The following is a 19,754-nucleotide window of genomic DNA, read 5'->3' on the forward strand; positions in this document are numbered from 1 at the left end:
GATTCCTCCTGTTTGCGGCTGCCCACGAGCTGCCCGAGTTCTGCGGCCTGGACCCTGGTTGAACTGTCGGCCTGCAGTCGACCTGTCGATCCATGGCAGGATCCCTACGCTGTGTGTCCATCCTGCCACTCGTGGCCGTATCACGTCAAGCGTAGCGTTTCTGCCATGTTCATTCTCCTCTTCTTCACAGCCCTTGCCGCCGTCGCGCTCGTGTCATCGGTGGTCTCCCTCCACAACGACGGGTACCACCAGGTGCCGTTCGACCGCACACGCCGACTCTGATCGCGCTCCGGCCGGCTCTGATCGCGCGCCGACCGGCGGCTACCGTGCGCCGGTGACGCGTCGGTACACCTCGAGCATCGCGTCGGTGCGCGAGGACTGCCGGAAGCGCTCCCCCGTCGAGGGATCGGGCGTCGGCGCGGTCCCGGCGGCGATGTCCGTGGCTGCGGCGCGCACCGCGCGGGCGAGCGCGTGCGTCGACGCATCCGGGATCAGCCCGTTGCCGACCGGCCAGAACCCTGACGCGAGCTCGTGCGCGATGTCCGGGTCGCTCACCACGGCCGGCGTGCCGAGCGAGGCGGCCTCGAACACCGTCATCCCCTGCGTCTCGAAGCCGATGGACGTCTGCACCACGGCGTCGGCGCGGGCGATGCGACGGAGGGTCTCCTCATAGGGCAGGCGGCCGGCGAAGGTGACGGATGCCGCGGGCTTCAGCCGCTCGACGAGCCGTTTCGCCGCCCCCTCCTGCGCTCCGCCGCCGATCACCTCGATGTCGGCGCGGATGCGTGACTCGGCCACGGCCTCGAGGAAGGGGAGCAGGCGCTTCTCGGGACTCATCCGGCCGAGCCACACGAACCGAGGGGGACCGGGCTCCCGCGCGGTGGGCCCCGCGGCGACCGCCGCATCGAGGACGTCGTCGTCGATGCCGTTCCAGATGACGTCGACGTGCGGGAACACGCCATGGGCCTCGAGCCGCCGGGCGAAGTGGGCCGAGGGCGCCGTCACGGCATCGGCGAAGGCGGCAAGGCCTCCGAGGTACGCCCATCCGTCGACTCCCGGCGGCTCCGGCTCCATCGCGAGCGGCAGCGCCTGCCGCCGCCAGGCGTTCAGTGCGCGCAGCGCCAGACCGGGAAAGGGCACGATCGCCGCAAGGCCCACATCCACCCTGTTGTGCATCGTGTGCACGACCGGGAGTCCCTCGCGGCGGGCATAGCGGTGACCCGTGAGGGCGCCCCAGAAGTCACCCTGGATGTGCACCACGTCGATGGGTGGGCGCTTCGCGAGCTCGGCGTCCACGAACCGATCCGTGCGCCGGCCGGGCCACGACAGTCCGTACTCCCGGTCGGCGGTGATCGGGATCGAGGGTGTTTCGACGTACCCTTCGTCTTGCTGGGGCTCGCTGGGCGCGGGCCCCTCGTCCGGATCGCGGTCGTCCGGCTGAGGCGCTTCTTCTCCGTCGGGGGTCGGGCCGTCCGGCTCCGCGGCGGCATCCGGCCGGGCGGCCGGGGCGCGTCGCCTGCTCATGCCCGGCGCGACGATCGTCACCGTGTGGCCCGCGCGCTCGAGGAATCGTCGCTGCAGCCGCATGGAGACCTGCGCCCCGCCGAGGGAGGCGAGGTGCTGATCGGCGAACATGACGATGTGCACGGCGACCTATCCGGGAAGCGGCTCGCCGCGATAGAGCGCCTCGAAGGTGTCGAGCGTGCGGTTGATGTCGTGGATCTCGACACCCTTGAGAGACGCCTGCTGCATGCGCATCCGCTCTTCAGGGGCTGCCGTCAGCACGTCGGTGAGCCGGGCGGCCATCTCGTCCGCGTTGCCCGGCTCGAACAGGTAGCCGTTGTCGCCGTGGTGCACCAGGTGCGGCAGTGCGACGGCGTTCGCCGCGACGATGGGCAGACCGGAGGCCATCGCCTCCATGGTGGCGATCGACTGCAGCTCGGCGATCGACGCGATCGCGAACACGCTCGCCCGCGTGAGCAGCGAGCGGAGCTCCGTCTCGTCGGTGCGGCCGTGGAAGATCACCCTCGACTCGAGGCCGAGCTCGCGGGCCAGCGTCTCGAGAGCACGGCGCTGGTCGCCGTCGCCGACGACGTCGAGGGTGGCCTCGAACGAGGCATCCAGCTTCTGCATCGCGCGGAGCAGCACGTCGATGTGCTTCTCGGTCGTGAGGCGCCCTACGAAGATGATGCGATTGCTCTCCCGCGGGGTGAGATCGGGCGTGTAGTTGGACGCGTCGATGCCGCAGCTGACCGGGAGAACGCCCGTGATGTCGATCGTGGCCTCGAGGAAGTCTGCCGCCTTGCGCGTCGGGGTCGTCACCGCGCGGGTCATGCCGAACGTGCGCTTGGCGTCCGCCCACGCCAGCTTCACCAGCACGTTGTTCAGTGCATGCGGAAGGGTCGTGAAGTCGACGACATTCTCGGCCATGACGTGGTTCGTCGCGATGATCGGGATGCCCCGCTTGCGGGCCTCGCGAGTGAGGCCGCGACCGATGATGATGTGCGACTGGATGTGCACGACGTCGGGCTTGACCGAGTCGAGCACCCGGCGAGCGTGGTGCTTCGACATCCACGGAAACACGAACGTGAGCCAGTCGTGGGGGTACCAGCGCCATGACGGCAGCCGGTGCATCGTCATGGGCTCGCCCTCGATGACCTCGGTGAAGACCCCGTGCCGACGGTGCGTGGCACTGGGCGCCATGACGTGCACGGAGTGGCCGCGGGCGACCAGGCCCGCGGCCAGGCGCTCCGCGAAGCGCGCGGCCCCGTTGACGTGCGGCGCGAACGTGTCGGCCCCGATGACGATCGTCAGGGGGGAGCGCCCGGCGTCTTCTCTGCGGGAGTCGTCGGTCGTCGCGGGGGGAGTCACGAGTGTCGGGCTGCCTATCTCTGCGGAGGTCACGCGGGGGCGTGGGGGCGTGGGCGGCGGTGTGACGCGGTCTGCGTCCGCGGCGATCACGCGGGTCGAGCGTGCGGGCGCATCCCAACTCTACCCGAGCCCCCCTGGTCGACCCGGATACGCTTGAGGAATGCCGAGACTGCAGGCCGATGCCGACGCGACCCGCTGGGTGCCCGTGACGGACTCGCTCGGATTCAAGGGCCGGCGGCACCGCAAGGCGGCGATCGGGATGCTGCTGGCGCAGGTGACGGGAGCAGCCGGGGCCTCCGGGTCGGCGCTGACCACCGGAACTCCGGGGTCGCCCGCCAAGCCGGCCACCGGATTCGCCGCCTGGGCGATGAGCCAGGCCGTGCCCTTCCTGATGCGCCGCGCCAACGGACGCGTGCTGGTGTGGGTGTGGAAGGCCGATCCGGAGCTCCTCGTCGTGATGGCGCAGGTGCAGGAGGCGACGCCGCAGCTGCGGGCGGCCCGTGCGTCGATGCCGATGGAGTACGACGACACCGAGACCTTCCGCGGCACCTACCTGGGCAACGGCGAGAAGCTCGTGATGCCGCTTCCGCCCGATGGCCGAACGCCTCCCTTCGCGACCTACACGTGGGACACCGGCACGCACTTCGTGAGCGTCACCGCCGTGTGCAGCGACAGGGAGCGCTTCGGCACGGTGATGGGTCCGCTGGATGAGCTGGCCCGCGGCATCCGAGTCGTCGACGATCTGGCCCTCGGCGAATCGGCCAACGTCCTGAGGATCGAACCGTGAGCGGGCACCCGGCCGACCACCGCCCGCTGCGCATCGGGGTGCAGCTCGCTCCTCAGCACGCGCCGTACCGGGCCATCCGGGACGCGGTGCTGCGCGCCGAGGACATGGGGGTCGACGCGATCTTCGGCTGGGATCACTTCTTCCCCCTCACCGAGCCGTTGCACGCGCCCCACTTCGAGGCCTGGACCGTGCTCGCTGCGATCGCGGAGCAGACGGAACGCGTCGAGTTCGGGCCGCTGGTCAACTGCAACTCGTACCGCAACCCCGACCTGCAGGCCGATATGGCCCGTACCGTCGATCACATCAGCGCGGGACCCGACGGGATCGGGCGCTTCATCTTCGGCACCGGCTCCGGGTGGGCCCAGCCCGATTACGACGCGTACGGCTACGAGTTCGGCACCGTGGGCTCCCGGCTCGACGCGCTCGCCGCCGACCTGCCCCGCATCCGTCGCCGATGGGACCTGCTCGATCCGCCGCCCACGCGCCGCATCCCGATCCTGATCGGAGGGCAGGGTGAGCGGAAGACGCTCCGGCTCGTCGCCGAGCACGCCGACATCTGGCACACCTTCACACCCCTGGATGACCTGTCGCGCAAGATCGGGGTGCTGCACGAGTGGTGCGCCACGACGGGAAGGGATCCTGCCGAGATCGAGCTGTCGAGCGGTTTCACGATCCGCGGGCTGGGCCCACTCCTGGAGGAGGACGGCGCCGAGCGGCTCCACGGGCTCGGAGTGCGCTTCATCGTGCCCGCCATCGACGGTCCGGACTACGACCTCTCGGTGCTCGAGCCGCTGCTCGCCTGGCGCGACCGCCTGAACGGCTGACGCCCGCAAAGCGGGTCACTCCTTCGGCGGCACGTTCTCGGCGACCCACTGCCGAGCCACTCGCTTCGGCGCCTTCAGCAGCCACGCATCCGTGATGACCTCGCGCAGCTGTTCGGGCTCGACGGCGTCGAGGCGAACGAGCACGGCGGGGTAGCCCTCGAAGTGCGGGACCACGAAGAAGGCGTCCGGGAAGGATTCGGCGAGCGCACGCTGCACGTCGAGCCCATCGGTGCGCACGGCGACGACCTCGCCCTCCGGGATCGAACGCCCTTCGGCCGTGAGGTCATCCACGTCGCGCCGGCGCAGCGGTCGCTCCCACACGAACGCGCCGGACGGCACTCGCCACTGCGGTCCGCCGTTCTGCGTTCCGACCGATTCCTCCACGCCGGGCAGCGCGATCGCGATCGCACGCACATCTTCGAGGGTCGCCACGGCGTCATTCTGGTGGATGCGGTGGACACCGCGTAAGCCCCACGGCAGGAATGCGAGCGACGGGACCGCCCGGATACCCTCGGAGGATGACGCACACGACGGGACAGGACCTCGCAGCCGGCCTCGAGCCGATCACGCTCGGGGCATCGCCGCTGGGCAAGCGCCCCGAGATCGGCACGGAACTGGGCGATGCCCTGCTCACGGGCCGCCACCACCAGGTGGACACGTCGAACAACTACGCCGACGGCGCCAGCGAGCGCCTGCTCGGCGCCGCGATCGCCCGGCTCGGCGGCCTGCCGGCCGATCGCAGGATCTTCTCGAAGGTGGATCAGGATCCCGACACCGGCGTCTTCGACGCCGATCGCGTGCTGCGATCCTTCGAAGAGACGAAGGAGCGTCTAGGGCTGGACACGCTCCCGCTGCTGCACTTCCACGACCCGTACGGGCTGACCGTCGCCGAGGCAATGGCACCCGGAGGACCCGTCGAGGCGCTCGCGCGGCTGCGGGACGAGGGAACGGTCGGCGCCATCGGCATCGCCGCGGGCACGCGTGCCCTCATGGAGGAGTACGTCCGGACGGATGCCTTCGACGCGGTGCTGATCCACAATCGCTACACGCTCGTGGACCGGACGGCCGGCACCGTCTTCGACGAGGCGACCGAGCGGGGCATGGCCGTCTTCAACGCGGCCCCGTTCGGAGGCGGCATCCTCGCGGGCTCGCGGACGCGCGGCACGAAGTACGCCTACACCGAGCCGTCGCCGGAGTTCCTTGCGTTCCTCGAGCGGCTGCGGGCGCTGGCGGACGAGTCCGGCGTCGACCTCGCGGCCGCGGCTCTGCAGTTCGCGATGGCCGACCCGCGCGTCCACTCCGTCGTCGTGGGCGTCTCGAGCGTGGAGCGGCTGCGCGCCCTGGACGGCCTCGTCGACGCCGTCATCCCGGAGGAGTTCTGGGCGGCGTTCCACGCGCTCGGCACACCGCCGCCCTCGCCGGCTGACTGATCCGGGGTCCCCGCCCATCGCTGTGGGGGGGCTGGGACGACCGGTATGACGTCAGGAGTCGTTCGGTGCGTGTGGGCGCCAGAGCACGACATCCGTCTGCCGCCGCACCCGCTTGCCCGAGCGCAGCGTGATCACGTTGCCGCTCGTGCCGGCCGCGAAGACGCGCGCCCCGGGGCGATTCTCGAGCTCGGCACGCACCCGCTCCTCGAGCATCGCGACCTGCCGCTGAAGCCCCCGCACCCGTTCCTCCAGTTCGAGGATGCGGGCGATGCCCGGCAGGCTCATGCCCTCCGACGACAGCCGGGCCACCTCGCGCAGCTGCTGGATGTTGTGCATCGAGTAGCGGCGCGAGCGGCCCTGCGTGCGGCCGGGGACCACGAGCCCCAGCCGGTCGTACTGGCGCAGCGTCTGCGGATGCATGCCCGCCAGCTCGGCGGCGACGGCGATCGCGAAGAGCGGAGAGTCCTCGTCGACCTGTCGTTCATCGGTCATGCCCCTCACCTCTTCTCCGATCCACCCCGCGGCAACGGGGTCAGCCGCGGGCCTTCGCCATCAGGTCGGCGCGCGGGTTCTCCTTGGGCTCCAGCTCGTGGAACCGCTCGAGCGCCTCGCGCGCGGCGTCGTCCAGGTGCGTCGGCACGGCGACCTGCACGACGGCCAGCAGGTCTCCGGTCCCCTTCGGCGTCTGCACGCCCCGGCCCTTTACCCGCAGCACGCGACCCGAGGGCGTGCCGGGGGCCACACGCAGCTTCACCGGCTCTCCGCCGAGGGTCGGCACCTCGATGGTGGCACCGAGCGCCGCCTCGGTGAAGGTGACCGGCACGGTGACCCGCAGGTTCAGCCCGTCCCGCTCGAAGACCGGATGCTTGCGCACCGAGACCTGCACCACGATGTCTCCGTTCTCGCCGCCGTCGGGCGACGGGCGTCCGCGGCCGCGGAGCCGCACCTTCTGCCCGTCGGAGACACCGGCGGGGATCTTCACCTTGAACGGCTTGCCGTCTTCGCCCTGCAGCGTGATGGTCTCGCCTTTGGTCGCGGTGAGGAAGTCGATCGTGGTCCGGGCCGTCACGTCGGCCCCTCGCTGAGGACCGCCGAATCCGCGGTAGCCGCCGGACGGCTGCCCGAAGCGGCCGGAGCCGAACCCGCCGCCCCGCTGCTGGTTGAACATGCTGAAGATGTCGTCGAAGTCCTCGGTCGCCTGACCGCGGCCGCGGCCCTGGCCGAACATGCTGAAGACGTCCTCGAACCCACCCGGCTGGCCGCCCGCCGTGAAGCGGGCGCCGGAGCCCATCGCGCGGATCTGGTCGTACTCCTCGCGCTGCTCGGGGTCGTTCAGGACCGAGTACGCCTCGCTGATCTCCTTGAACTTCGCCTCGGCCTTCGCATCACCCTGATTCGAGTCGGGGTGATGAGTGCGCGCGAGCTTGCGGTAGGCCTTCTTGAGATCGGCCGCGCTGACATCCTTCGACACGCCGAGGATCTTGTAGAAGTCCTTGTCGAACCAGTCCTGACTTGCCATTGCCCTCCCAGCCCTCTCAGCTTGCCGAAGGGTCGGCCGGTGCCGCGACGACGACCTTGGCCGGCCGCAGCTCGACGTCGCCGAGCCGGTAGCCGACCTCGACCACCTCGAGCACGGTGGGCTCGACGGTGCCCGGGATGGGCTGCTGGAAGATCGCCTCGTGCCGCTGCGGGTCGAAGACCTCACCGGCCTCGCCGTACGAGGTGATCCCCAGGCGCTCGGCGAAGAGGCGCAGCTTCTCGGCGATCGCCGCGAACGGCGTGCCCTCCACGAGGTCGCCGTGCTTCTCGGCCCGGTCGAGGTCATCGAGCACCGGCAGCACTCCCGCCGCCACGCGGCCCTGCGCCCGTTCGATCTCGAGCTCGCGCAGCGCCTCGGTGCGGCGGCGGTAGTTGGCGTACTCGGCCGTGATGCGCTTCAGGTCGATCAGCAGCGCATCGGCGGGTTCGGCACTCGATGAAACGCCGTCCTCGGCGTCGGCCGTGGCGGCCTCGTCGCTCTGCGCGGCGTTGAGGATGTCATCGACGGTCAGTTCGTCGCCCTGCGACTCGGGGCCGGATGCCTGCGCTTCCGACCCCTCGCCGCCGGGCCGAACCTCGTCCTCGTTCTCGCCGGGTCCTGCGCCGGCCGATGGGTCGAAGTCCTTGCCTGCCATGGCTACTTCTTCTCTTCTTCCTCATCGACGACCTCGGCGTCGATGACGTCCTCGTCCGAACCGCCCTCGCTGGGCTCCGACGGGGCGTCGGGAGCGCCGTCGGCCGTCGGGTTGGAGGACGCCTGCGAGGCCTGGGAGGCCTGCGACGAGGCGTAGATGGCCTCGCCCAGCTTGCCCTGGCTCTGGGTCAGCGTGTCGAACGCGGTCTTCACCGCGTCGTCGTCATCGCCGGCCAGCGCCGTCTTGAGGGCATCGACATCCGCCTGCACGGACGTCTTGACGTCGTCGGGCAGCTTGTCGTCGTTGTCCTTGATCAGCTTGTCGATCGAGTACGCGAGCGTCTCGGCCTGGTTGCGGGTCTCGGCGGACTCGCGGCGCTTCTTGTCCTCGGCCGCGTGCTCCTCCGCCTCGCGCACCATGCGCTCGATGTCGTCCTTGGGCAGCGAAGAGCCGCCCGTGATCGTCATCGACTGCTCCTTGCCCGTGCCCTTGTCCTTCGCGGACACGTGCACGATGCCGTTGGCGTCGATGTCGAACGTGACCTCGACCTGCGGGATGCCGCGGGGCGCGGGCGCGATGCCGGTGAGCTCGAACGTGCCCAGCGGCTTGTTGTCGCGGGTGAAGTCGCGCTCGCCCTGGAACACCTGGATCGCAACAGACGGCTGGTTGTCGTCGGCGGTGGTGAAGGTCTCGCTGCGCTTTGTCGGGATCGCCGTGTTGCGCTCGATGAGCTTCGTCATGATGCCGCCCTTGGTCTCGATGCCGAGGCTGAGGGGCGTGACGTCGATGAGCAGAACGTCCTTGCGCTCGCCCTTCAGGACACCGGCCTGGAGGGCCGCGCCGACGGCGACGACCTCGTCCGGGTTGACGCCCTTGTTGGCGTCCTTGCCGGTCTCCTGCTTCACGAGCTCGGCCACGGAGGGCATGCGCGTCGAGCCGCCGACGAGCACGACGTGGTCGATGTCGGCGACCTTGATGCCGGCCTCGCGGATGACATCCTCGAAGGGCTTCTTGGTGCGGTCGAGCAGGTCCTTGGTGAGGTCCTCGAACTTCGCGCGCGTGATGGTCTCGCTGAGCGAGACCGGGCCGCTGTCGGTGAGCGACAGGTAGGGCAGGTTCACGCTGGTCGACATCGAGGAGCTGAGCTCCTTCTTCGCCTGCTCCGCGGCCTCCTTGAGGCGCTGGAGGGCGATCTTGTCACCGGAGACGTCGACGCCCGTCGTGTCCTTGAACTGCTTGATGAAGTAGTCCACGAGGCGCTGGTCCCAGTCGTCGCCGCCGAGGCGATTGTCGCCGGCGGTGGCGCGCACCTGGATGGTCGAGAAGTCGTCGTCCTTGCCCACCTCGAGCAGCGACACGTCGAACGTTCCGCCACCGAGGTCGAAGACGAGGATGAGCTCGTCCTCCTTGCCCTTGTCGAGGCCGTATGCGAGCGCGGCGGCGGTCGGCTCGTTGATGATGCGCAGCACGTTGAGACCCGCGATCTCGCCGGCCTCCTTCGTGGCCTGGCGCTCGGCGTCGTTGAAGTACGCGGGCACGGTGATGACGGCATCCGTCACGGTGTCGCCGAGGTACTCCTCCGCGTCGTGCTTCAGCTTGCCGAGGATGCGAGCGGAGATCTCCTGGGGCGTGTACTTCTTGCCGTCGACGTCGAACGTCCAGTTCGTGCCCATGTGGCGCTTGACGCTGGCGACGGTGCGGTCGACGTTCGTGACGGCCTGGCGCTTCGCGGTCTCACCGACGAGCACCTCGCCGTCCTTCGTGAACGCGGTCACCGAGGGCGTGGTGCGGAAGCCCTCAGCGTTGGCGATGACCTTCGGCTCGCCACCCTCGAGCACGCTCACGACGGAGTTGGTCGTACCGAGGTCGATTCCCACTGCACGGGGCATGTGTCTCTCCTTGCTTTCTTGCGAAGTCTGGGACGCTCAGGCGAAACCTGAGTCGTACTGGCTCAAGCGTAGCGGAGGGGCCGTCCGCTGTCAAAACAAACTTGATACGAGTCGACTCAACAATGGATGCGGACCGTCGTCGCGGCGCCTCCCTCCACCAGTGGTCTTGGGCCCCCCGCCGGTTCGGCTAATGTCTCCACCGGTGGGTACCCGAACCCGCCCCACGTCGCGCGAAAGGCGATGTCGTTCCGTGACGATCCCCCTGGTCGAAAAACGCCGTACAGCCCGGCATCGCCGCGCGCTCGCCTATTGGGCGGTGCTGCTCGGCATGTACGCCTCGCTGTTCGTCGGCGGCTCCGTGGTGCCTCAGGAGTGGCTGCACTACTCCGCCCTCTTCGTGCACCTCGGTTCGGTGATCCTCGGGCTGGGCGCCGCCGTCACGCTGGAGTTCCACGGTCTGCTCTGGATGACCCGCCGACGCTCTCTCGAGGAACTGCGCCGGACGGAGCGCGCCGTCTCGGCGCTCGCGTGGCTGGGGATCGTCGGCCTGCTCGCGAGCGGTGCGCTGCTGCAGCCGAGCCTCGGCGACCCGCTGACGATCATCAAGATGCTGGCGGTGCTGGTCGTGGCGCTGAACGGCGTCGGAATGACCCGCCTGACCGCCGAACTGGAGCGGATGCCTCCGCGGATGCGGTTCAGCTCGCTGCCGAGGTCGATGCAGGTCTGGTGCGTCTGGAGCGCGGTGCTGTCGCAGACCGGATGGTGGACGGCCGTCCTGGTCGGGATGCTGAACACCGCTGTCCACTGATCCGCCCGCCTCGGGTGTCTTCCGGGGAGAAGTCCATTAGGCTCGGCTCTTGCCGGTTCCCGAAGACCGGCACTTTGCCGGCGCCCGAACGCCGGTTCAGGTCCCCCCCACCTGAGGACACACTCGATGACCGAGCCCGACGGCGGCGCGCCGGTGCGCCGCAGCACTGCGCAGCCCTTCTTCGGCGACGCCCCGATCGTCGCACCGCCGAGCGCGACCGAGCAGCGGCGGCTCCGTCGCCGCGCGCGCAGGAAGCGCATCCTGCTGTGGACGAGCATCGTCGGCATCGTGGCGCTCGTCGCCGCGATCGGGGCGGTGTCGTCGCTGATCGTGCGCAGCCTCGCAGACGACGAGCAGCCGGCGGCGCCCGCAGAAGAGCCGCCCGCTGCGCCGGAGGCGGAGAAGATCGTCTTCCCGGAGGATGCACCGGCGGCGAGCGCGGGCACGCAACCGTGCATACCCCTGACCGTGCTGTCCTCGTTCGAGAACGCGGAGATGGTCGCGAACCTCGCGGCGGGCTACAACGCCGAGCCCCGCTCCATCAACGGCTCGTGCGTGGTCGTGACGCCGATGCGGGAGAAGTCCGGTGTGGCTGCCGACGCACTCGTCGCAGGCTTCCCCGACACCGCGCCCGAGCAGCGACCGAGCGTGTGGCTTCCGGATGCGCGCACCTGGCTCTCCCTCGCCCAGGCGAAGGGCGCCGCCGCGGTGCCGGCATCCGACCCCACCAGCGTCGGCACGTCGAGCATCGTGCTCGCGATGCCCACGCCGCTCGCCGAGACCATCGGCTGGGACTGGGAGCCGCCCACGTGGGACGAGGTGTTCGACGCCGCCGGAGACGCGACGCTCTGGGCGGACGCGGGCCACGCCGAGTGGGGCGCCTTCAAGCTCGGCAAGACCAGTCCACTGGTCGCGACATCCGGTGAGGCGGCGATGTTCGCGTCATTCGGCGCCGCCCACGGCGCGCTCGACGCCCTCACCGCGCAATCGATCGCCGATCCGGCCGTCGCAGAAGAGGTGCGCAGGCACGAGCTGGCCACCAGCCACTACATGGCCACGCCGGAGCATTTCCTCTGGCACGCCCGGCAGGCGGAGCAGTCCGGGTCTGCCGCCGACTTCCTCTCCGCCGTCATCGTCGACGAGAAGTCGGTGTGGGACTACAACCGGGGCATCACGAGCCGTGACGGCGTGACCCGCACGACCGTGGAGCCGCCGGCCGAGAAGCTCACGCCGATCTATCCAGCCGACGGCTTCTTCGTGGCCGACAACCCCGCCGTCGTGCTGACAGGAGAATGGGTGGATGCCGGCGAATCGGCCGCCGGTGCGGACTTCGTCCGCTTCGCAGGCACCCGGCAGGGGCAGGAGATCGTGCGCGACTCCGGGTACCGCGACCTGAACGGCGACCTCGACGCCGGGGTGAAGGCCGTCGCGAACCTCACCGCCGAGCCCGCGGGCGCACTCCCGTTCCCCGCCGATGACGTCGTCGCCGCCGTGAACGACTCGTTCCCGGAGGTTCGCAAACGCGCCCAGGTGCTCTTCCTGGTCGACGTCTCGGGGTCGATGGATGAGCCCATCTCGGCATCCGAGACGAAGCTGAGCGCGGCCAAGGACGCGATCGCGATGGCCCTTGACCACTTCACCGCGGGCGACCGCGTCGGGCTGGCCGCCTTCGGCCAGGCTGCCGATGGCGCCCTGGTGCCCGGTGAGGTCTCGCCCGTGGCCGACATCGCCGGCACGCGCGAGAACTTCCTGGGGGCGCTCGGAGGGCTGCAGTCTGTCGGAGACACCCCCCTCTATCAGGCGGTCGACACCTTCGCCGCCCAGCAGGCGCAGTCTTGGTCGGCCGACCGCATCACCGCCGTCGTGGTGCTGAGCGACGGCCGGAACGACACCCCGAACGCGCCGACGATCGGGGCCGAGCAGATGCTCGCCAACCTCGGGCACCTGCACCACGGCACGCCGGTGCTGGTCTTCACGCTCGCCTACGGCGCTGACGCCGACGTCGCCACGCTGCAGTCGATCTCGAGCGCCACGGGCGCCCACTACTACGACGCCACCGACCCCACCAAGCTGCGAGCGGTGCTCGGGGATCTGGTCACGAGCTTCTGAGTGCGACTCCGTTCCGGCGCGCCGCCGGCCCCGTGGAGAATCGCCCCTGGCGCCGGGGAGCGTGGCAGTCCTAGACTGAGGCGCCACCGCATCCGCCTCGATCGAAGGGAGTTCGTCGTGAAGACCGTCTTCGTCGTGTCCGCACACACGACCACCATCCCTCTCGAGGCCCGCCGCAGCTCCTAGTTCTTTCTCGGCGGCCTCCCCTCTCGGAGACCCCGTGAACACTTCGCAATTCGATTCATCCCTTGCGCTCGCCTTCAGCGAGTTCGAGCCGGGAGACGGCCAGCGCTGGTCGACATGGCCCGGCACCCAGCCCAGCGAGCGGGGCCCCGAGCCCCGTCCGTCTTGGCTCGTCACGTCGGCGGCCGCGGTCGACACCGAACTGGGCATCCTCAAGACGGGCAAGGAGGCCGACGTGCACCTCGTCGAGCGCGCCGTGCCCGATGAGCCGCCCGGCGGCGGTGGCGACCCGGCCGTCGGCGGTGCCGGCGTCATCCTCGCCGCCAAGCGGTATCGCGGGAGCGATCGCCGCGACTTCCACCGCTCCGGCGAGTACCAGGAGGGGCGCACCGTACGGCGCAGCCGCGATCAGCGCGCGATCGAGCGCGGCTCCAGCTACGGCCGCGGGATCTCCGCCGCCCACTGGGCGTACGCGGAGTTCGACGCGCTCAGCCGGCTGTACCGGCTCGGAGCGCCCGTCCCCTATCCGGTGCAGATCAGCGACACCGAACTGCTCATGCAGTTCATCGGGTCGGGTCGCGAAGCGGCGCCGCGCCTGCAGCAGTCGCACGCCGGTCGGGGCGAGCTCGCCGGGCTGCGCGACCAGGTGATCGACTTCCTGCGTCTGGCGGCCCGGGCGGGGTTCGCGCACGGCGACCTCTCCCCGTACAACATGCTGGTGCACGAGGGAAGGGTGTGGGTCATCGATCTCCCGCAGATCGTCGACCTCGCCGCCAACCCCAATGGTCTCGACTTCCTGCACCGGGACTGCGTGAACGTGCTGACCTGGTTCGAGCGCCGCGGGCTGCCCGGCGACCCGGACGAGCTGTTCGCGGACCTGCTCGGCGAGGTGTTCTGAAGGCAGCCGGTTTCGTCGCCCGTCGCCCCCGAACGAGCGTGTGGCCCGGCACATCCGGACCAGTGACCTTATGCCAGCCACCGCACAAAGGTCGCCTGCGCATCGCTGTCAGCGAAGCTGGGAGTGGCGTGTCCGCTCGAGTGGGTCCGCACAGAGGCCTCGACGGCGAAGGGTGCGGCAGTCGCGATGAGTACCTTCGCATGCGCCTGGGGCGGGACGGTGGGGTCCGATGCGTCGGGCTGGGAGTACACCGCGCGCACGCGCGCTCCGGTCCACGCGGCACCCGGATGGCGCGCCGGATTGTGCGATTTCATGAGGGCGAGGTCGTGACCGAACACGTTGCCGATCCTCTCGTGCTGGGCAGCCGTGCCGGTGAGATAGAGACTCACGATGTCGTAGACGCCGTTGACGATGTACGCACCCCTGACGTTGGGCATGCGACGGCTGGCAAGGACTTCGGTCGCCATGGCGCCGCCATGAGATGTGGCCCGCAAGATGTTGCTGTGAATGCCGTAGATCCCGGAGAGGTAGTTCCAGCCGTTGATCTGGTGCCGCTGGGCGACATCGCTCGTGTAAAGGCTGCCACCCAGGTTCTGGCAGATGACGACCATTCCGAGGTCCACGGCGCGCTCGCCGATGTGCCGGAAGCCGCCGAGCAGGGCATCGTGGCTGCTGCCAGTGCCGTGGTACAGCCAGAGCACCGGCACTGCGGACGCACCCGGGACGATGCCCTGCGGCACGAACAGCCTCGCCTGGTCGCCGCCGATGGAGACGCGGATGTGGTCGAAGACGGTTCCGCCGTATCGGCTGATGAGACCGGTTTGGCGACCGACTTCCCCCGGCAGGCGGGGACTCGGCGCTGCGGCCGCCGGTGTCGGAATGCCGAGAACGGGTGCCGCCGCGGCGCCGGCCACGCCGATGGCGGCGATGGTGAGCACCTGGCGACGGTTGAACTGGAGCGGCGGTACGTTGTGCGACGTGTCCACGGGGCGCACCTTCCATCCGAGGCGGGTCCCAAGGAAAAGGCGCGACACCGGTGCAGCGACCTGAGAGACCCCAAATTGGTTGGTCGAAAGGGTACACGGACAGGTCTGCGGGATGGAACCCTTGCATCCGACGGATCGCGAGCCGTCAGGTCACAGCCCACTTCTCGGCGTCGTAGAGGGCTCGCACCTGGGCGGCCGTGAGCGCGGTGTTCCAGACCCTCAGCCGGGCGATGGATCCCCTGTGCAGGTTGATCAGACTTCCGTCTCGTTTGACCGCCCCCACCATGAAGTCGGTGGCGGTGGCGTTGAGCCCGTCCGGGTACAGGTACGGGTTGCGAGAATACGTCGCCCCCTGTTTGTCGGTGTACGAGGGATAAGGGGTCGCGACGCCGTCGAGGTATGCGACTGCCTGCGCGCCGTCGTACGTGCCGACGTGGAGCTGCCATCGTCCGCGTGTGATCTTGCGGGGCTCGGCCGCGTAGTCGATGGAGTATGGATACCCCGGCGTCGCACCGCCGCTCTTGGACACCTCCATGCACACCATGTCGTCTCCGCCATACATCGGAAGATCGTTGAAGAGCGCGTACGAGCGGCGAGGATCGGAAAGGGACTCCTGCCAGCATCCCGCGATCATCGCGTTGTTGGTGTCGGTGCTGTAGACCCACGCGGCGACCGTCACCGCATTGGTCGTGGCCCCCGCATTCAACGGGCCGATGCTCGACGCGGGCACGACAAGATAGTCGTTCGTGCCGTTGAACCGCACCCCGCCCCCGAAGGGCGTCGAGATTCGGGTCGCGGTGGATATGCGGCCCTGCCGCAACGCCGGCGCTCCGGAGATGGTCGACTGATAGGGGGCTGCGCTCTCGGTGAATCTCCAGCTCGCCACCGGAGACGGAAGGCCGGCTTGGGCGATCGCCCGCGAACTGGCCGCTCCGAGGGCGGGAGTGGGAGCTCCGAGCAGCGCGGAAGCCGTCGCGCCGGCGGCAGTCGTCATACCGAGGAGAAGGACCTGACGACGACGGAGCAGAATCGGCCGAGCAGAGTGTGACATGTTCACGAGGGCACCCTTCATTCAAGGGCGAGCACCCGTGATCGCTGAGTCCAACTCGGTCGACTCGGGAGCTTGCACTGGCATTCGCCCGTGATCGTACGCGGCACTCTACGGCTCGCACCAGGGGCAGTGCAAACGGAGACCGGGCGGCGGGATCGGTGTGGTCAGCGTGGGCAAGAGAGTCCCGCGTCAGGCCGCCAGTCGCGCGCGGCGATTCGCCTCGATTCGCTTGGTCGCGGCCTTGAACCGGCGCGAGTCGGGGATGCGGGCAAGGAGCGGGCCGGCGATCATCGTGATGAGGACGTAGGCCGTCGCAAGTGCGGCCAGTGAGCTGTCGACACCGGATGCGACCGCGATCCCGGCGATCACGATCGAGAACTCCCCACGGGGCATGAGCGCGAATCCGGCGCGCCAGCGACCGGGCTCGGCGATACCCGCACGACGGGCGGCGACATAGCCGGTCAGCAGCTTCGTGCCCATCGTGACGATGGCGAGCAGCACGGCCGGGACGAGCATCGGGACGAGGTCTCCCGTGTCGGTGGAGAGTCCTACGAAGAGGAAGAAGACGGCGGCGAAGAGATCGCGGAGCGGTGTGAGCACGCGCTGCGCGTGCTTGGCGGCGGGTCCCGAGATCGCGATGCCCACCAGGAAGGCGCCCACCGCGGAAGAGACGTTCGCTCCGGCGGCGAGCCCCGAGACCAGCAGTCCGAGCCCGAGTACGGACAGCAGCAGCACATCCGCCTCTCGCGACCAGACGAGCCTCGACACGAGCCGGCCGTGCCGGAGCGCGATGTAGAGGATGAGGAGCACCGACAGGAGGGCTATCACCACCGACACCGTGCCGGCGATCAGGCCCGTTCCGATGAGCAGCGCCGTCAGCACCGGGAGATAGAACGCCATGGCGAAGTCCTCGATGACGAGGAGCGAGAGCACGACCGGCGTCTCACGGTTCGTCAGGCGCCCGAGATCCTGCAGCACCTTGGCGACGACGCCAGAGGAGGACACCCACGTGATGCCGGCCATCGCCACGGCCGCGACCGGTCCCCAGCCCAGCAGCAAAGCGATCAGCGCGCCTGGTACGGCGTTCAGCAGCATGTCGATCAGGCCGGCCGTCCGCGAACCCTTCAGGTTGCCGACCAGCTCCTGCGCGGTGTACTCCAGCCCGAGCATCAGAAGGAGCAGGATGACGCCGATCTCTGCGCCGATCTCGATGAACTCCTCGCCCTGCGAGAAGGGGAGCAGCCCGCCCTCACCGAACGCCAGGCCGCCGAGCAGGATCAGGGGGATCGGCGAGATGCCGAGGCGGGATGCGAGCCGGCTGAGGAGTCCGATCCCGAGAATGAGCGCGCCGATCTCGATGAGGACGAGCGCGCCGTGGTCCATCTCGGGTCAGCCGCTTCCTGCGATGATGCGAACCAGGTGGTCCAGGCCGTCGCGAGTGCCCACCGCGACGATGGTGTCGCCGCTCTGCAGGACGTCGGCCGGTCCCGGCGCCGGGAGGACCTCTGTTTCCCGCACGATCGCGACGATGGAGCATCGCGTGCGCGTGCGGGCCTTCGTGTCACCCAGTGGGCGACCGACGTACGGCGAGTCGGCCCGCAGGGGGATCTGCTCGATGGAGAGCCCCGCGACCTGCTCCCGCAGGCCGGCGAGCTGGGTGAGGATCAGCGACCCGCCGAGGACCTCGGACAGCGCGGTCGCCTCGTCGTCCGTCAGGGCGATTGTCTCGCTCGCCCGGTCCGGGTCGTCCTCGTCGGCGAGGGCGAGTTCACGCCCCCCATCCCGCATGTTGAGGACCGACAGCCGGCGCCCCTCATCCGTCACGATGTCGTGACGGATGCCGATGCCCGGCAGTGCGGTGCGCTCGACGTGGACTGGCATGCGTCCATCATGGCACCGGAGATCGCCGCGGCGGAGCGCGGTGGCACCGGCTCAGCCGAGAGCGGCTTTTTCGGCGTCGTAGAGCGCGCGTACCGCCTGCGCAGTGAGCGCCCCGTTCCAGACGCGCAGCTTGGCGATGACCCCCTTATGCAGATTCAGCGGAGCCCCGCTGCGCAGGCCGGCTCCCACCAGGAAGTCGATGGGGGCCGGGTTGATCCCGTCGGCGTAGGCATAGGGGTTCTTGGCGTACGTCGCCCCGGTGCTGTCGGTGTAGCTGGGGAACGGCTCGGCCGTGCCGTTCAGATAGGCGACGGCCTGGGCGCCGTCGTACGTGCCGGCGTGGAACTGCCAGACACCGCGCGTGATCTTGCGCGGGTCGACAGCGACGTCCTTCGAACTTGTGTAGCCCGGAGTCGCGCCCCCCGTCGCCGACACGTGCATGCACACGCGATCGTCTCCCCCGAACGTGGGCAGGTCGTTGAACAGCCCGTAGGCGCGCTCGCCACCTGTCGACGCCTCCTGCCAGCATCCGGCGATCATCGCGTTGTTCGTGTCGGTGCTGAGCACCCACGCCGCGATCGTCACGGCACCCGTGGTCGCGCCGATGTTGAGTGGCCCGATCCGGTCGCGAGCGACGCGGAGGTAGTCCGTCGAACCGTTGAACTCCACCCCCCACCCGAACGGGGTGCTCACCCTGCGAGCCGCCGAGTTCGCGCCCTGCGCGAGCGCGGCAGCCCCGGCCACGGAGGAAGCGAACGGCGGGGCCGCCTCGGCGAAGTCCCAGCCGGCGACGAGTTTCGGCCCCGACGGCGGCTCCGGTTCGGCGATCTCCTGCATCCACCGTTCGAGGGTCACCTGATTGTCACCGTCTGTGAAACCGGGCGTCTCGTGACCGAGGGTGTGGGTGCGAGCCGATGCCTCCGTGGCGTACGGGCCCGCGGTGGCCAGGAGCGCCTTCGCGTGGATGGGAGGCGGCGTCGTGGTGTCCGAGGAGTCTGGTGTCGAATACACGACCCGCATTCGCGTTCCGGCCCAGGCCGGCCCTGCGTGCCGGGCCGGATTGTTCGCCCGGATCAGGCTGAGGTTGTTCCCGAACGCGGCACCCACGCTGTACTTCGCCTGCGCGGTCCCGCTCAGGTACATCTTCTCGATGTCGTACACGCCGTTCACGATGTACGAGCCGACGACCTTGGGAATGAGGCGCGTGGCGAGCACTTCCGCCGCCATCGCGCCGCCGTGCGAAGTCCCGCGGAAGAAGTTGCTGTCGATGTCGTACAGCCCGGAGAGATAGTCCCATCCGTTCACCTGGTGCTGCTTCGCGACAGGATGCGTGTACAGCGTGCCGCCGAGGTTCTGGCAGATGACGAGCATCCCCGAATCGACGGCGCGCTCGCCCATGCTCTTGAAGCCGCCGGCGAGCGCATCGTCACTGCTCTGGGCACCGTGATAGAGCCAGAGCACCGGCACGTTCTGCGAGCCGGGCACGATCCCGTGCGGGATGAACAGTCTCGCGTTGTCACCCCCGATGACCACTCGGATGTGATCGAACACCGTGCCGGCGTGGCGGCTCACCTGATTGTTCAGCCGGCCGATTTCGCCGGGCAGCCGCGGACTGACGGCGGCCCTTGCAGGGGATGCGGGTCCGGCCACCAATCCGCCGACGGCGAGGGCGGTGGAGTACGCGCCGACGATCAGAGCGTCGCGACGAGTGAACTGCGCAAACGACGGAGAGGAATGAGAGTGGTCCATCGGTGGGGCACCTTTCGAGCGATCCGGATGCTGCGGGGAAGATGGTGCCTGACGACGGTGGCGGACGCACATCGCCGTCAGGGCGATTCTACGTACTTTCGACGATGCGGTGGC

General features: G+C 69.4%; 18 protein-coding genes. 6 read left to right on the plus strand and 12 right to left on the minus strand.

Annotated features, from left to right (window positions below; all coding sequences use genetic code 11):
* Positions 1-321: 321 nt before the first annotated feature.
* Positions 322-1,647, minus strand: a complete 1,326-nt coding sequence (locus ACLQ2Q_RS15225; RefSeq protein ID WP_425821337.1) for a glycosyltransferase — start codon at positions 1,645-1,647, stop codon at positions 322-324.
* A gap of 6 nt (positions 1,648-1,653) precedes the next feature.
* Positions 1,654-2,871 (minus strand): glycosyltransferase, encoded by a 1,218-nt coding sequence (locus ACLQ2Q_RS15230; protein ID WP_425821339.1) that lies wholly within the window; start codon positions 2,869-2,871, stop codon positions 1,654-1,656.
* Positions 2,872-3,031: 160 nt separating this feature from the next.
* Between ACLQ2Q_RS15230 and ACLQ2Q_RS15235 the strand changes: the two genes are divergently transcribed.
* Complete coding sequence (locus ACLQ2Q_RS15235; protein ID WP_425821341.1) at positions 3,032-3,658, plus strand: hypothetical protein; 627 nt, start codon at positions 3,032-3,034, stop codon at positions 3,656-3,658.
* Positions 3,655-4,482, plus strand: a complete 828-nt coding sequence (locus tag ACLQ2Q_RS15240; protein WP_425821343.1) for an LLM class F420-dependent oxidoreductase — start codon at positions 3,655-3,657, stop codon at positions 4,480-4,482. The genes ACLQ2Q_RS15235 and ACLQ2Q_RS15240 overlap by 4 nt, the downstream gene beginning before the upstream one ends.
* Before the next feature lie 15 nt (positions 4,483-4,497).
* Here ACLQ2Q_RS15240 and ACLQ2Q_RS15245 read toward each other — a convergent pair whose 3' ends face one another.
* Complete coding sequence (locus ACLQ2Q_RS15245) at positions 4,498-4,914, minus strand: MmcQ/YjbR family DNA-binding protein (RefSeq protein WP_425821345.1); 417 nt, start codon at positions 4,912-4,914, stop codon at positions 4,498-4,500.
* Positions 4,915-5,000: 86 nt separating this feature from the next.
* On the opposite strand from ACLQ2Q_RS15245, the gene ACLQ2Q_RS15250 reads away from it, so the two are divergent.
* Positions 5,001-5,912 (plus strand): aldo/keto reductase, encoded by a 912-nt coding sequence (locus ACLQ2Q_RS15250; protein ID WP_425821347.1) that lies wholly within the window; start codon positions 5,001-5,003, stop codon positions 5,910-5,912.
* Positions 5,913-5,963: 51 nt separating this feature from the next.
* Here the strand turns inward: ACLQ2Q_RS15250 and ACLQ2Q_RS15255 are convergent, their stop codons facing one another.
* From ACLQ2Q_RS15255 to dnaK, 4 genes are read right to left on the minus strand one after another with little or no spacing between them, the layout of a single operon-like run.
* Positions 5,964-6,404: a heat shock protein transcriptional repressor HspR gene (locus ACLQ2Q_RS15255; protein WP_425821349.1), complete on the minus strand. Its 441-nt coding sequence runs from the start codon at positions 6,402-6,404 to the stop codon at positions 5,964-5,966.
* A 40-nt stretch (positions 6,405-6,444) separates the two neighbouring features.
* Entirely contained in the window at positions 6,445-7,431 is a 987-nt protein-coding gene (locus ACLQ2Q_RS15260) for a DnaJ C-terminal domain-containing protein (RefSeq protein ID WP_425821351.1), read from the minus strand.
* A gap of 16 nt (positions 7,432-7,447) precedes the next feature.
* Positions 7,448-8,086: a nucleotide exchange factor GrpE gene (locus ACLQ2Q_RS15265; protein ID WP_425821353.1), complete on the minus strand. Its 639-nt coding sequence runs from the start codon at positions 8,084-8,086 to the stop codon at positions 7,448-7,450.
* A gap of 2 nt (positions 8,087-8,088) precedes the next feature.
* Positions 8,089-9,975 (minus strand): molecular chaperone DnaK, encoded by a 1,887-nt coding sequence (gene dnaK, locus ACLQ2Q_RS15270; RefSeq protein WP_425821355.1) that lies wholly within the window; start codon positions 9,973-9,975, stop codon positions 8,089-8,091.
* A gap of 250 nt (positions 9,976-10,225) precedes the next feature.
* Between dnaK and ACLQ2Q_RS15275 the strand changes: the two genes are divergently transcribed.
* From ACLQ2Q_RS15275 to ACLQ2Q_RS15285, 3 genes are all read left to right on the plus strand, one after another.
* Positions 10,226-10,783, plus strand: a complete 558-nt coding sequence (locus ACLQ2Q_RS15275) for a hypothetical protein (RefSeq protein WP_425821357.1) — start codon at positions 10,226-10,228, stop codon at positions 10,781-10,783.
* A 126-nt stretch (positions 10,784-10,909) separates the two neighbouring features.
* Positions 10,910-12,892, plus strand: coding sequence for a VWA domain-containing protein (locus ACLQ2Q_RS15280; RefSeq protein ID WP_425821359.1), 1,983 nt, complete (start codon positions 10,910-10,912; stop codon positions 12,890-12,892).
* A 220-nt stretch (positions 12,893-13,112) separates the two neighbouring features.
* Positions 13,113-13,973, plus strand: a complete 861-nt coding sequence (locus ACLQ2Q_RS15285) for a serine protein kinase RIO (protein ID WP_425821361.1) — start codon at positions 13,113-13,115, stop codon at positions 13,971-13,973.
* A 68-nt stretch (positions 13,974-14,041) separates the two neighbouring features.
* Here ACLQ2Q_RS15285 and ACLQ2Q_RS15290 read toward each other — a convergent pair whose 3' ends face one another.
* The 5 genes from ACLQ2Q_RS15290 to ACLQ2Q_RS15310 form a co-directional block, all read right to left on the minus strand.
* The gene (locus tag ACLQ2Q_RS15290) at positions 14,042-14,959 is read right to left on the minus strand and encodes a hypothetical protein (protein WP_425821363.1); all 918 of its coding nucleotides are present in this window, start codon (positions 14,957-14,959) and stop codon (positions 14,042-14,044) included.
* 145 nt (positions 14,960-15,104) lie between these two features.
* Positions 15,105-15,953: a LamG-like jellyroll fold domain-containing protein gene (locus ACLQ2Q_RS15295; RefSeq protein WP_425821365.1), complete on the minus strand. Its 849-nt coding sequence runs from the start codon at positions 15,951-15,953 to the stop codon at positions 15,105-15,107.
* A gap of 246 nt (positions 15,954-16,199) precedes the next feature.
* Positions 16,200-17,393: a cation:proton antiporter gene (locus tag ACLQ2Q_RS15300; protein WP_425821367.1), complete on the minus strand. Its 1,194-nt coding sequence runs from the start codon at positions 17,391-17,393 to the stop codon at positions 16,200-16,202.
* Between the two features lie 6 nt (positions 17,394-17,399).
* Complete coding sequence (locus tag ACLQ2Q_RS15305; protein ID WP_425821369.1) at positions 17,400-17,891, minus strand: cation:proton antiporter regulatory subunit; 492 nt, start codon at positions 17,889-17,891, stop codon at positions 17,400-17,402.
* Positions 17,892-17,942: 51 nt separating this feature from the next.
* Positions 17,943-19,640 (minus strand): LamG-like jellyroll fold domain-containing protein, encoded by a 1,698-nt coding sequence (locus tag ACLQ2Q_RS15310; protein ID WP_425821371.1) that lies wholly within the window; start codon positions 19,638-19,640, stop codon positions 17,943-17,945.
* Between the last annotated feature and the right edge of the window lie 114 nt (positions 19,641-19,754).

The sequence above is a fragment of the Microbacterium sp. DT81.1 genome (assembly GCF_049844955.1).
GTDB lineage: Bacteria > Actinomycetota > Actinomycetes > Actinomycetales > Microbacteriaceae > Microbacterium.

Excerpts from the sequence above, each read along its gene's own strand:
- ACLQ2Q_RS15250 (WP_425821347.1), top strand. The coding sequence starts at position 5,001 with ATGACGCACACGACGGGACAGGACCTCGCAGCCGGCCTCGAGCCGATC.
- ACLQ2Q_RS15260 (WP_425821351.1), bottom strand. The coding sequence starts at position 7,431 with ATGGCAAGTCAGGACTGGTTCGACAAGGACTTCTACAAGATCCTCGGC.
- ACLQ2Q_RS15310 (WP_425821371.1), bottom strand. The coding sequence starts at position 19,640 with ATGGACCACTCTCATTCCTCTCCGTCGTTTGCGCAGTTCACTCGTCGC.
- ACLQ2Q_RS15235 (WP_425821341.1), top strand. The coding sequence starts at position 3,032 with ATGCCGAGACTGCAGGCCGATGCCGACGCGACCCGCTGGGTGCCCGTG.
- dnaK (WP_425821355.1), bottom strand. The coding sequence starts at position 9,975 with ATGCCCCGTGCAGTGGGAATCGACCTCGGTACGACCAACTCCGTCGTG.
- ACLQ2Q_RS15255 (WP_425821349.1), bottom strand. The coding sequence starts at position 6,404 with ATGACCGATGAACGACAGGTCGACGAGGACTCTCCGCTCTTCGCGATC.
- ACLQ2Q_RS15295 (WP_425821365.1), bottom strand. The coding sequence starts at position 15,953 with ATGACGACTGCCGCCGGCGCGACGGCTTCCGCGCTGCTCGGAGCTCCC.
- ACLQ2Q_RS15305 (WP_425821369.1), bottom strand. The coding sequence starts at position 17,891 with ATGCCAGTCCACGTCGAGCGCACCGCACTGCCGGGCATCGGCATCCGT.
- ACLQ2Q_RS15300 (WP_425821367.1), bottom strand. The coding sequence starts at position 17,393 with ATGGACCACGGCGCGCTCGTCCTCATCGAGATCGGCGCGCTCATTCTC.
- ACLQ2Q_RS15280 (WP_425821359.1), top strand. The coding sequence starts at position 10,910 with ATGACCGAGCCCGACGGCGGCGCGCCGGTGCGCCGCAGCACTGCGCAG.
- ACLQ2Q_RS15265 (WP_425821353.1), bottom strand. The coding sequence starts at position 8,086 with ATGGCAGGCAAGGACTTCGACCCATCGGCCGGCGCAGGACCCGGCGAG.